The 13079-nt window shown below is 45.1% G+C and carries 7 protein-coding genes; 1 reads left to right on the forward strand and 6 read right to left on the reverse strand.

Annotated elements, in window-relative coordinates:
• Positions 1 to 19: 19 nt before the first annotated feature.
• From ACHLI0_RS02785 to ACHLI0_RS02810, 6 genes are all read right to left on the reverse strand, one after another.
• Positions 20 to 3406 carry a TonB-dependent receptor gene (locus ACHLI0_RS02785; RefSeq protein WP_490749546.1) on the reverse strand — a complete coding sequence of 1129 codons (3387 nt, stop codon included), beginning with the start codon at positions 3404 to 3406 and terminating at the stop codon, positions 20 to 22.
• 125 nt (positions 3407 to 3531) lie between these two features.
• The gene (locus ACHLI0_RS02790; RefSeq protein ID WP_490748399.1) at positions 3532 to 4557 is read right to left on the reverse strand and encodes a FecR domain-containing protein; all 1026 of its coding nucleotides are present in this window, start codon (positions 4555 to 4557) and stop codon (positions 3532 to 3534) included.
• A 79-nt stretch (positions 4558 to 4636) separates the two neighbouring features.
• Positions 4637 to 5224 carry an RNA polymerase sigma-70 factor gene (locus tag ACHLI0_RS02795; RefSeq protein WP_055218065.1) on the reverse strand — a complete coding sequence of 196 codons (588 nt, stop codon included), beginning with the start codon at positions 5222 to 5224 and terminating at the stop codon, positions 4637 to 4639.
• Between the two features lie 93 nt (positions 5225 to 5317).
• Positions 5318 to 6772, reverse strand: coding sequence for an AbgT family transporter (locus ACHLI0_RS02800; protein WP_490748400.1), 1455 nt, complete (start codon positions 6770 to 6772; stop codon positions 5318 to 5320).
• Complete coding sequence (locus ACHLI0_RS02805) at positions 6762 to 7490, reverse strand: DUF5932 domain-containing protein (RefSeq protein ID WP_008761423.1); 729 nt, start codon at positions 7488 to 7490, stop codon at positions 6762 to 6764. The genes ACHLI0_RS02800 and ACHLI0_RS02805 overlap by 11 nt, the downstream gene beginning before the upstream one ends.
• 35 nt (positions 7491 to 7525) lie before the next feature.
• Complete coding sequence (locus ACHLI0_RS02810; protein ID WP_490749547.1) at positions 7526 to 11773, reverse strand: DUF5113 domain-containing protein; 4248 nt, start codon at positions 11771 to 11773, stop codon at positions 7526 to 7528.
• A gap of 306 nt (positions 11774 to 12079) precedes the next feature.
• On the opposite strand from ACHLI0_RS02810, the gene ACHLI0_RS02815 reads away from it, so the two are divergent.
• Complete coding sequence (locus tag ACHLI0_RS02815; RefSeq protein ID WP_008761422.1) at positions 12080 to 13018, forward strand: ribose-phosphate pyrophosphokinase; 939 nt, start codon at positions 12080 to 12082, stop codon at positions 13016 to 13018.
• Positions 13019 to 13079: the final 61 nt, after the last annotated feature.

The raw sequence follows: 13079 nt of genomic DNA on the forward strand, positions 1-13079 counted from the left end.
CTTTTAAATAGTGAAACAATCAGAATGAAAGGTTGATACCAAACGAATACTGCCGCATATACGGATAGGTAAAACCACGTTGTCCCAGGTCATCCGTTACCGAACGTTCCGGATCGAGTCCTTTCGGCAAATGATCGAATGTATAAAGATTCTCACCGCTAAAGAAGACAGCCAGATTATTGACACCGATCTTAGCCATCCACTTGGACGGGAAATTATAAGATAAGGTGATGTTCCGGATACTCAGGTAGGAACCATCCTGCAGATAACGGGTCTGAATACGTGTATTGGCAGCTGTATTTCCGGCAGCTTTCTCATACAAACGGGGGAAATAGCTGTCTGTGCGTTCCGGCGTCCAGTAATTCAGTTGTGTGTCATATACCGTCGTCCATGCGTCATAGTGCGGATAGAACAAGTCATTCATAATCCACAAATCACGTTTGCCTACTCCTTGCAACAGGAAAGATAAAGAGAACCCCTTCCAGCTTGCACCACCGTGGATGCCATACTGATAACGACGGGTACTATTACCGATGATCTTACGGTCGCCCGGATCTTTTGTCGTACTTGTGCCTCCGTTGATAATATCGTTGTCATCCAGATCTTTATACAGGATATCACCCGGATTCGGATTGTAGCCTTCCACTTTTGGAATACCTGCTTTCAGCTTGCCATCGGCATCGAAATCATCAACAGTATACAGGCGGTCGGTAACATATCCCCAGATTTCACCCAGTTCCATGCCTACACGGTAAGTATCTTTATCGTTCTTATCCTTGCCGAAGAGACCTGTCTCGTTATTATACTTGGTAATCTTGGTTTTAGCATCATAAAGGTTGAAGCCCAGATTATATTTCACTTTTCCGATCTGATCATTCCAGTCTACAGTGATCTCCCATCCTTTGGAACGAAGATCGGCGGTATTCTGCAAAGGAGCACTTGCACCCAGCACAGCCGGTAATTCCGCTCCCGGAGCGAGCATACCTTTCGTATCACGACGATACCAGTCGAATACAAGATTCAGCCTGTTGTTCAATAAACCCAGATCAAAACCGACATCGACAGTCGTCACTTTCTCCCAGGTAAAACTATTACTGACCAATGCGGCTGGTTTAAGGGTAGTAACCTTGATACCCGAAACGGTCCAGTAAGCCTGCTCGGCATCCATACCCGGAATATAAGCGTATGGAGTGATACTCTGATTGCCGATATTACCCCACGAAGCACGCAATTTTAAGTTAGACAATACGGATGTCAACGGTTTCATAAACGCTTCTTCGCTCACACGCCATCCGGCAGAGACGGAAGGGAAGAAACCGAAGCGGCTGTTTTTCGGAAATTTGGAAGAGCCGTCATAGCGTCCGTTCGTCTCAATCAGATATTTGCCGGCAAAGGAGTAGTTGATACGATAGAACAATCCTCTTACCGTATAGCGTTCGAATTTATCTTTGGCAAAATAATCTCCCGTAGCCTGCGATATGGAAGGAAGGTCTTCGTTAATCATGTTCATACGCGACATTTCCGCATAGCGATAGTCACTGCTCTCCTGATTGAAACCTCCCATCACGGTGACTTCATGCTTGCCCCATGTGTTATTGTAATTTCCGTAGAAGTTCAGGGCATTATAATCGGTAATGCCGTTGGAGTTTTCATATTTAGAGTTTGCCGTCGAAGTCTCTTTCACAAAGTTACCTCCGTGGGCATAATAGAACTTCTTTTCAAACTTGGTCTTTTCATTACTCAGATGGTTGTACGTATATTCACCCACCAGTTTGACGTTCTTCAAAGGAGTAATCGTCACCTTTCCGAAGATACGGATATTGTTTTTCTGGATAGTCGTCGGATAAGCGAGACTGATCAGATTTCGGGGAGTATTAATCGGCAGCTCTTCTCCGTCGATATTCATTGTTCCGGTAGGGAAATAAGACGGGAAGGCAACGGCAGCTCCCCAGATTCCATATCCTCCCGAAGTCTCCGGCAATTCTGATTTCGAGTTCGTGTATTTGATATCCAGTTCCGGAGTAATCCATGAGAATACGTCCGAACGGATATAAGAAGACACATTGTAACGTTTATACGCATCCTTGTCCGAGGCCAGCACTCCATTCTCATCGACCATACCGAAAGAGAAACGATAAGATATATCTTTCGTGCCGCCACCTACAGAAAGATTGTGCGTCTGTTGGAAACCGGTCTCCATCATGTCATCAAACAGATTGGTTTCCGCCAGACTATAGCGCAATCCGTCCACCATTGCATACCCATCGGGATAAGCCGAAGGATTGGCATTGTATTCTTTCAATAAATCCAGCCACGTATCCACATTCTGTCCACTCTGATAGTTGATGGTTCCCATGTCTTTATAAGCCTGCACTGTCTGAAGCGGTGTTGCCTTGCGAGGCATATTGGCAGGTCTGCTAAATGAGAAATTATTAGAGTAATTAATGGAAAGTCTGGTTGAATCCGATCCTTTCTTTGTCGTAATCAGAATGACGCCAAATGCGGCACGTGCCCCGTAGATAGCCGAAGAGGCAGCATCTTTCAAGACCGTTACAGATTCAATATCATTCGGATCGAGCATGTTGATATCCATTTCTACGTTATCCACCAGCACCAACGGTTTGCCATTCTTATCCAGACTGTTGACACCACGGATATTGAAACTCATTTCCTCTCCCGGCCTACCGGAGTTACCCGTAATCTGCAAACCGGGCATCGCACCTTTCAAGGCATCGCTGACCGACGCTACCGGACGGTCTCCCAATACTTCATCCATCTTCACGCTGCTTACCGCACCGGTCAGATTCGCTTTCTTCTGTACACCGTAGCCTACTACCACCACTTCGTCAATCAGACGGCTGTCTTCTTTCAGAGCAATGTGCAAAGGAGTCTGATTCTTGACGACGACTTCCTGCGTAGCATATCCGATATAAGACACGGACAAACGTGCATTCGGAGTCACCGACAGAGAGAAGTTTCCATCCATATCCGTGATCGTGCCTTCCGTAGAATTCAGCACTTTCACATTGGCACCGATCACTCCTTCACCCGAAGGATCGGTCACTTTGCCTTTCAGGACAAACGCTTTTCCCTGTTCCTTTTCAGGCACTGCGGCATGGAATATGACCACCCGGTTTCCGTTTACTTCATAACTGATACCCGTACCGGTCAGCAGTTGGGCCATCACGTCATGAATCGTCCCGTTATCCACGTTCACAGAGACTTTCTTGTTCAAGTCAATATCGTTATTGCGAATCAGAAAAGAATAATTTCCCTGCTTCCTGACTACTTCAATGGCTTCTTTCAAAGTAACGTTATCTGCTTTGACACTGAACTTCTTGTTTTGTTCCTGCGCTGAAAGTTGAAAACCGATCAGGACATTACTTAGGGACAAAAGCAGAAACATCAATAATGTTTTTCTTATTATCAATCTCATTTTTTTCACTATTAAAGGTTAACATATAGTTATTTATCGTAGCTGCGGACTACCGGTATATCTATCGGCTGTGTCCATGTTTTTTCTTCTTTCTTTTATCTTACCCCCTTTCTTTTATCGGTAATAAAGATGGTGTCACCACTGACTTTCCACGTGTATTGTTTCTCAACGTTGATTTCGCGTAATATATCATAAATATTCTGATTGCTGTCGAAGGAACCGGAGAAGTGTTCGGCCTTCAGACGTTCGCTTTCTATGCTGATCTTCACCTGGAATTTACGTTCCAGACGATGGGCAATATCAGCGAACGAAGCATTCTCGAAGGTCAGCCCGCCGTCCAGCCAGTCGCAGGCTTTACTTGCATTGGTCTTCAGCTTTTCCATGCGTCCGGTGTTCTTGTTATACAGTGCCTGTTCATTGGGGAATAATTTCATTACGGAATTAGCAGACGCCGATAAATTCACCCTGCCTTCCAGCAGAGACACCATCACATAATTATCGTCATCATAAGCACGGACATTGAATACCGTGCCGACTACCTGCACCTGCACATCGTTCGTCTTCACAAAGAAGGGAACCTCTGCATTTTTCGCTACCTTGAAGTATCCTTCGCCATCCAGCGTCACATTACGTTCGCGGATACCGAAACCACGGTGATAGCGCAATACAGAACCTGCATTCAGAGAAACCTCCGTCCCGTCAGGAAGAACGATATTCGTTCTCGATCCGGCAGGAACCTTGATTTCGTAAGGAGAATCGGCATTCGTATATACTTCCGTCAGATTTTCCGTATACGTATACCAGAAATAGTTGCAGCCGATCAGCAGAATAACGGCGGCAGCCACTTTCAGCCAGACAGGTATCAGTTTCCGGACAGGCTTCGAAGAGACAGGAGCAGTCATTCTCTCCTTTATCTGCACTAAATTGGAATTTTCTATTTCTGCAAACGACGGCACGGAAGAAAGTGCCCATACGGCAGACATTTCCCGGAAAGTCCGGGCAGCTTCTTCATTGGAAGCCAGAAAGGCAAGCAACGTTTCTTTTTCTTCATCGGTGCTATTGCCCGACAAATAATTACTAATCTGTAATTCCAGTTCTTCTTTATCGTAATATTCTATCATAAACCGTTCTTTTTCTATGGGTGTATATAACTAGATACGCAATAAAAAAAGAAACGTTTAAAAGAAAACCGTTTTTTTTTTAGAGAAACATCAAAATAGCTATCATATAGGGAGTACCAAGGGATTCGCGCAATTTAGTCAGCGCAATTTTCATCTGCACCCTGACGGTGGCGACATTAATATTCTGCTCTTCCGCAATCTCACTGTACGACTTGCCTTCATACAGGCTTGCCTTAAAAACAGCACGGCATTTGGCAGGGAGCTCCTCTACTTTCCGCAGAATGATCTCGTTCATTTCGCTGCTTTCCAATGCCTGTAACGGATTGTCGGAAGAAAGAATATGATTTTCAAGAAAAGCCCATATTTCCTCCATCTGCTCGGTCATCATACGCTCATTAAAAGCGGAAGACCGCAAATAACTGATACTTGCATTCTGAATAGCCCGACGAAGATACGGAAGGGCAGGATAAGTGATATGGTGGCGATTCTGCCAGAAAGAAACGAAGACATCATTGACTATTTCACCGGCGACTCTCTTGTCATGTACGTAGTAAACAGCTATCGCACACAGGTATAAATAGTACGTATGATAAATTTTATCAAATGCTTTGGTGCTACCGTGATTCAGTTGTTCGATTAGTTTTTCAGAGACTTCTGGTAAATTCATTCGTTCTTTTTCTTTAAGGGACGGGTGCAAATATAGCGATTAATTCAGAAACTCAAAATTCCGGTTTTAATAACCGGAATTTTGAATCGTGAATTATAACCCCATCGGTATCTTCAACAGATACCAGACGATAAACAGCAATGTCCATGCTGCCAGAATGCACAAGGAGTACCTCCATGTATATTTCAGCAACGATCCGTATGTGATCTGTTTGTCATATTGCCGCATATACGTCAACACCAGCGGCATATAGAACAAGAAAGGAGTAATGGCATTCGTCGAACTGTCTCCGATACGAAAAGCACACTGCGTGACGTCCGGCGAAATCCCCATCTGCGCAAACATCGGGATGAAGATGAAAGACATAAATGCCCATTTGGAAGTGGCGGATACCATAATCAGATTGATAAACGCCGTAAACAGGATAAACAAGATGAGTGCGGACAAGGGAGCCGGCTCAAAAGAAGAGAGCAGGTCCGCTCCCATAATCGCAAGACACTTGTCCAGATGAGAATACTCGAAACAGGCAAACATCTGGGCAGCGAAGAAAGCAATAACGAAATATACACCCAGCAGTTTGATCGGCTGGGTAAGTCCTTCGATCACATCATTATCGCTGCGATAACGACCGGAGCTGAATCCGTAAGCCATTCCCGTAAAGCCTGCGCCCAGAGATAGCAGAAACAGGATACCGGCTATGAAGGGTGAGTGCATCAAACCTCCGTTAACGCCACGCAGGATACCATAGGAAGAAAAAGTAAGCCACAAAATAAGGACAACGTATATCCCTGCCACTGTAACAGCCACCATCAGCGCACGACGTTCTTTCCGTGACAAAGGGCGGTAGGCTTCGACTTTCACACTTCCCTCATATTTTCCTAGGTTCGGGAGAAGCCATTTCTGAGTCACCCAATAAACGATCCCTGTAATCACCACTGTCGAAGCGCTCATAAAGAAGTAGTTGCACAGCGGCTCCGTGTTTCCCTGATATCCCATCAGTGTGAGCGCGGCTTCCTGAGTGGTATGCGCCAAGAGTGGGTCCATCGTACTCAGTACGATATTGGCACTATATCCGCAGGCCACGGAAACGTAAGCTGTCACAATCCCCGCTATCGGATGAAGTCCCACCCACTGAAACAGCATGGCGGCAATGGGAAGCAGAATAATATAACCGCCGTCACCAATGACGTTCGACAGCAATCCGAGAACAATCACCCACAGGATAACTTTTCTTTTCTCTTTCCGGTTTCCCACTCCCAGACGGATGCACGCATCGATAAATCCGGAATGTTGGGCCACCCCCAGTCCGAACATGGCGATAATCACCATACCCAGCGGAGCAAAACCGGTAAAGTTCTTGATAGCATTCCGCAACCACCAGCGGATTCCCTCAGGACTCAGCAGGCTTTGCACCCGAATATCCTCCCCTGATTGCGGCAGCGTTACTTTCAGTCCGTAGATATCACATATCCACGAAAGAAAGACCACCGCCATTGTCAACAGCAGGAACATCGTAGCGGGATGCGGCATACGCCATTTACTCTTCATCAGCTTCCAGATTATCCAGATCGATAATGCGTAATTCCAATGCACGGACAGCCAGACGGGTCGCGTTCACTCCCACCCGTTCTCCATTCGGGAAGAGACGTCCGATCAGGTCATTCTGTCGTTTCTCCAGTGATTTCACGCCGAATGGCATTCCTTTCAGGTTGGCAATCATATCTTTGGTGTAGCCTAATGCCAGATGGCGAAGAAAACGCTCGTCATATTCATCAATATCATAGTTGATTACCGCTTCCTGACGCTTGGCATCATTCGCTACCGACTTTTTGAAACGATCTACGATCTTCTCCAGAATCGGATAGTTGAATACCAGCTTCTTGCCGTCCATTACAGCTTGTACGTCTGTCTTGGTCAGCAATTCTCCTGTTTTGAGAATAATGCCGTCCGCTCCTGCATTCAGCACATCCACCCACAGTTTTTCATTCAGTATTTCCCCCGTAAAGATCAATACACGAACCCCCTTATAACGTTTGAAAATATTCCGGCAGATATCAACGCCAATCGTCGTAGAACCTCCCAGTCCCAAATCCAGCAAAACCAGATCGGGAAGCTGCGCTTCCATCAACGGCCAGAACTCGCTTTCTGTCATTGCCGTGCCGATCACTTCTGCGTTGGGTATCTCATGACGGAAAATTTCTTCTGTGCCTTTCAATTCCAGTTTTACGTCCTCTACAATAATAACTTTAAACTTCTGTTCTTCCATTTTATTTATCTAATAACTTTTATGTGTCTTCTTTCTTATCTGCGCGGGATGGTGAAGTAAACCGTAAATCCTCCCCCTTCTGCCGGTTCGGCATTGATACGGCATCCTCTGCGCCCCGCAAATTCATCATGGTCACGAATAATCTGCTTGCATATCAGATATTCCGTTCCCCTCAACTCCCCTTTTTCGCCGGAAGTCATACGAGCCAGGTTCGGATAGAACAACTGGTTCAGCTCCGTCACACTCTTCTCGCGTCTGGTATCCGTAAAGAGGAAACGGATATATTCATTGTCCTTACGAGCCTGCAAGCGTATCACTCCTTCTTCACGAACCGCCAATGCTTCATCAATCAGATTCTCAAACAGGAAACGCAACTGATTCACGTCACCGATCACTTTGGCTTCCATCGGTTCTATGATTAGTTCTACCTTTTCCGTCCGGTTTTTCATGACCTTCCTGAAGTATTTTCCGGCAGCATCAAAAAGCTCCTGTACCGGAATCGTATTCCGGCGGAAAGTAACCTCCTCCAGCTGTCGGGCAGCGCATGAGCTCAGAATTGTAAAGATCCCTTTATAATATTCTATCAGTTCCGTAATCGTCTCCACAGCTTCCCGCTCATCCTTTTCCGGAAGGTTCTGCATATTCAACCGACCGATAATCTGTTTAATCTTGTTCGGATAATAAATTGTCTCATGCTTAATCGTCGAAAGGCAGTTATCGAGCACCATGTTCTGCACATGGAGCATACTGTCTTCCCACGAAGCACGGCGTGTTTCCTCGTGTGCCGACTCGATATCCCGGTATTGCGTGGCAAGCTTTACCACTGCATTAAACACCACAATCGATACATAACGTGCTACCAGCTCAAAAAGAAGATGATCCGTTTCCTGTTGCGTTCCTTCCCTCCGTTCCAGATAAAGCACACCTACACATTGATGCTCACCTCCGGCTTCCACCATCAACGGAATCGCCTGCAAATTCTGTTCTGAGAGATATTCCCCTGTTTCAAAACATTGCTGCACCATTTCCGGCATTTCCTGCCCGGGACAGGAAGCATATTCCAGCCGATGCGTGGTTTCGTTATAAACAGCAATGCCCATCAGGCTGATTGTCAGCAACTCATTTACTGAGCCAAAAGCCTCATTCACGATGCGCTGCGGAATCTCTTTAAGTGTATTTTCCTCCCTCTGAAGCGCTTCCTCGTTCTCCTGAGTCTGAGGTCTGACCAAAGAGGCGGCAAAAACTTTCTGATTTATCTCAAGCACCTGTTCCAGGTTCAAACGGTTCTGCAACATCTTCCTCATATACAAGAGATAATAGCCGATCAGAGAAACGATCAGCAAGACGAAACAGAGGATGATACCAACCGTCTTATTCGTGTTGGATCGTTCCAACTGCCTGCAATACCCTTCCAAAGTCTGGTCTTCTCCCTGTACCTTATATAAATCTGTAAAAGCAGAATTATTATAACTGTAGGCATCAATTTGTTTCAAAGCAAGGAATGCTACCGCCGCTTCATTTCTGATATCCAAAATCACATGATAGTCTGAATCAAAAAGTTCATTCCACCAAAACAGTTCAGCAGGGGTTCCTTTTCCCACCAGTTTCATGTATCGATGCGGCTTCGGGGTACGCGTATATTTCTTATAATGCTCATTCAACGACATCATTGCCGAATCTATATACTGCAATGCTATTTCGTAGTTCTCATCCACATTGGCAAAATAAGCGGCATTGGCATAATCAGAGGCTGCATCAAGCAGATCTTCATAAGTAGAATCTGTAGTAATCGCAATGGAGTCACTATCCTGCAATATCGACGGAAGGGGTTCATGCAGACAAGAAGCCATTCCCAACGGAAGCAACAGGCAGAGCAACACGCCAATCACTTTACGTACTCCCGAAGGCAAGCGGAAATAAAAACGGCTTCCCTTTCCCGGTTCGCTTTCTATATCGAATACACAGACCCGGAACAGTTCATTCGTTTTCTTATATTTCTCTATGATTCCCTTGCAGTTCATCAAACCAAAACCGCTTCCTTTATTCTCTTTCAGTTCTTCCGGATCTGCCGCGTCTTTCATGCCGATAGCACGCGAATCATATACCTTTTCACCAATGATATGCGCGATATCTTCTGCTGAAAGCCCTCTCCCATTATCTTCTACGGAGATTTCCACGTACGCGTCGGTAGCATGCGCATATACTTTTACCGTTCCTCCCTCGGGCGTATACTTACGGGCATTTTCAGCCAGTGTATTAATCATAAACAAGGTCAATGCGCGATCGGCCTTTACCATCAGGGTGGTCGGTCCGATTTCCAGCTTTTGCTTTTTCATTTCAAAAGCACGCCGTCCTTTTCCCAGCAAATCAAACAGTTCATTCAGACTGAATGTCTCGATGTTCAGACTAAGCGTACCTTGCTTCATCTTGATCCAAAGTGCCAGAATATCATTGTATTCGTTGATGGTAGTCACCAGTTCATCAATGTACTGGTATTTCTCTTTCTTTATCCTGGCGTCATCAATATATCCTTTTTCCGTCAGCTTATGTACTTCGTTCAGAATCCGGTCGATATAAGGATTAATCCCGTTCACGATGGCCATACAAGCCTTCTTTATCAGATTCTGACGTTTGTTTCCTGCAATATGCTGCTCGTAGATATACCGCTGTTTCTCCAGCTGATTTCGCTCGTCGCTCAACGTAGCCACCATTTGTTCATTTTCAGCAGCCCATACGATATAAGGTTCCACTACATGCACCAATGCCTTCTCGTCCCGGTTCAGTCGATGGGAAGAAGGTACCAGTGCAGCTTTTCCTTCTTCCGGAATTTCCAGCGTCAGACGTCCTTTCCCGAACAGCTGGTCAATGCCTTGCTGAATCAGAGGTACGTTCATCGGTATAGAAGAAGTGATATCCCGACAAAGAGAGAGAATCCGTTGCAGACGCTCCACATCCACCTGATTCCTGATTTTGGAACGTTTGTTGAAGAACCACCAAAGGATAATCACCAGTACCAAGCCGACAATAACCAAAAAAAGAACGACCGTCATCTGTCGCGAACCTGCTTCCAAAGACAGGTAACGGCTTTCCAGCTCCTTATCCTGACGGGTAAAGTTCAAAATATCCAGATAGATATTCCGGTTATAATCAGAAGCATCCTTCATCCCCAGCCCGGCATATGAAACGCTCAACTGCTCCCTTATCCGTGAGATCCATTCGGGAACGGTCTTTACCTTCTCCTGTCCAATCCATGGAACTCCGGTATATGTGGTATCTCCCTCGGCAAACGTATATAATTTATCCAGCGTATCCACTTCATTATGATAATAGAGCATATGATGATGGTTCACACAGTTCAATGCTTTTGATAAAGTATCCAATGCTTCCTGATAACGTCCGTGCGCATTCAGGTATTTGCCGATAGATACATAAGCTCCGGCAATCTGATACAAATCATTATATTCGCGAAATTTCTCCAATGCCAGTTGGGCCAGACGCAAAGGAAACAAAGAATCTACCGGAAAATCAAACTGATCCAACGCATGTGTACGCCTTGTCTTGAAAAACTCAAAATTAGACGGGGATGCCATCAGATTGGCAAGTCCCTGCATTCCATTCCCCTCAAAATATGGATGCTTGCTCTTCACGGCTGTCCGCCAAGTGAAATAAAGTTCGTCAAACTCGCGGAGTTTCCGTTCTTCCGGAGTATTCGCTGCGACCAAAGAAGCCGATCCTTTGAGATAATGATAATAAAGAAGCTGATTGGTATCGCTCAACGCTTCGTCTTCCTGAATATTATCAATAGAGATTATCGCTTCCTGCCGTTGCTGGAGATAGTAATAGTAAATGGAGGAAACGAGAAAAAATTCGGTAAATGCGTAATCCAGCCGAAGCGCTTCGTGACGGTCGGCAAAGAGGTCGCTCTCTTCACGAATACGCTTCATCCGTCGGAGGGCACTGTTCCGGTAATCATAAAATTCTTTGTTGAGTGCTGTCCGTTGGCAGATTTTCATCAGTCCGATGTCTGCTATCAACAGTTCAAGCTCATTTTTAGTCAGCTTGTATACCTCTTTATGATACGCCTCGGCACGGTCGAAATCCATATTCATGAAAGCACAGAACCCCAGATTATTGGAAGCTTCCGCTTTCCCCGACTTATACAGGTTTACTTGCCGATATGCTTTATAGGCGTATTTGTAGGAAGAGTCCAGATTACGGTAACGATAAGCATACGCTTTTCCATTCAGCGAGTCGATAAGCCTCACTTCTTTTGTGGGCACCATGTCGGTACACGAAAAAAGGGAGGAAAGCAACAATACTCCTATTATATATAATGGAGAATGGAAAATGGAAAATGGAGAATAAAAAGACAGGCGATAACTATCTTTCATTCTTCGCTCTTCATTTTCTGTTTTTCGTCCATAATTCTTCATTCTTCATTCTCAGTTCTTCGTTCTTACTTGCAAATCTACAAATATTTCCGATAAGTTGGAGAGAAAATTATTTTTTCTACAATAAGTCTTTCTAAATAATAAGAGAAATTCCTACCTTTGCAGGCAAATTAACAAATAGGTAACATCTATTACAAAATGAGCGAAAAAGCACCCTTTATGGTATTCTCGGGAACTAACTCGAGATATCTTGCAGAGAAAATCTGCGCAAGTCTCAATTGTCCTCTGGGAAACATGAACATCACCCACTTTGCAGATGGTGAGTTTGCCGTTTCTTACGAAGAATCAATTCGTGGCGCACATGTATTCCTTGTGCAGTCTACTTTCCCTAACTCAGACAACTTAATGGAACTTCTCCTGATGATCGACGCCGCCAAACGTGCATCTGCAAAGAGCGTCGTAGCTGTTATCCCCTATTTCGGATGGGCACGTCAGGACAGAAAAGACAAACCTCGTGTATCTATCGGAGCTAAATTGGTAGCCGACCTGCTTTCAGTAGCAGGTATCGACCGACTGATTACCATGGATTTGCATGCAGACCAGATTCAGGGATTCTTCAATATCCCCGTAGATCACCTGTATGCATCAGCCGTATTCCTCCCCTATATCCAGTCATTGAAACTGGAAGACCTGGTGATTGCTACACCGGACGTAGGTGGTTCAAAACGCGCCAGCACTTTCTCCAAATACCTTGGTGTACCTTTGGTACTCTGCAACAAGTCACGTGAAAAAGCCAATGAAGTAGCTTCTATGCAAATCATCGGTGATGTGAAAGACAAAAACGTAGTATTGATCGACGACATCGTAGATACAGCAGGCACCATCACCAAAGCTGCCAATATCATGATGGAAGCCGGAGCCAAATCCGTACGCGCTATTGCCAGTCACTGTGTAATGTCTGACCCAGCTTCTTTCCGTGTGCAGGAATCCGGACTGACTGAAATGGTATTTACAGACAGTATCCCTTACGCTAAGAAATGCGCGAAAGTGAAACAACTGAGCATCGCTGATATGTTTGCCGAAACAATCAAGCGGGTAATGAATAACGAGTCCATCAGTTCACAATATATCATCTAAATGAAGAATGATGAGTAAAGGATAAGATAAAGAAAGCCGGCTAAACTTGGATTTAGCCGGC

The sequence above is a fragment of the Bacteroides sp. RCH18 genome, assembly GCF_058231005.1.

Excerpts from the sequence above, each read along its gene's own strand:
- ACHLI0_RS02785 (WP_490749546.1), bottom strand. The coding sequence starts at position 3,406 with ATGTTTCTGCTTTTGTCCCTAAGTAATGTCCTGATCGGTTTTCAACTT.
- ACHLI0_RS02790 (WP_490748399.1), bottom strand. The coding sequence starts at position 4,557 with ATGATAGAATATTACGATAAAGAAGAACTGGAATTACAGATTAGTAAT.
- ACHLI0_RS02795 (WP_055218065.1), bottom strand. The coding sequence starts at position 5,224 with ATGAATTTACCAGAAGTCTCTGAAAAACTAATCGAACAACTGAATCAC.
- ACHLI0_RS02800 (WP_490748400.1), bottom strand. The coding sequence starts at position 6,772 with ATGAAGAGTAAATGGCGTATGCCGCATCCCGCTACGATGTTCCTGCTG.
- ACHLI0_RS02805 (WP_008761423.1), bottom strand. The coding sequence starts at position 7,490 with ATGGAAGAACAGAAGTTTAAAGTTATTATTGTAGAGGACGTAAAACTG.
- ACHLI0_RS02810 (WP_490749547.1), bottom strand. The coding sequence starts at position 11,773 with ATGGTGCCCACAAAAGAAGTGAGGCTTATCGACTCGCTGAATGGAAAA.
- ACHLI0_RS02815 (WP_008761422.1), top strand. The coding sequence starts at position 12,080 with ATGAGCGAAAAAGCACCCTTTATGGTATTCTCGGGAACTAACTCGAGA.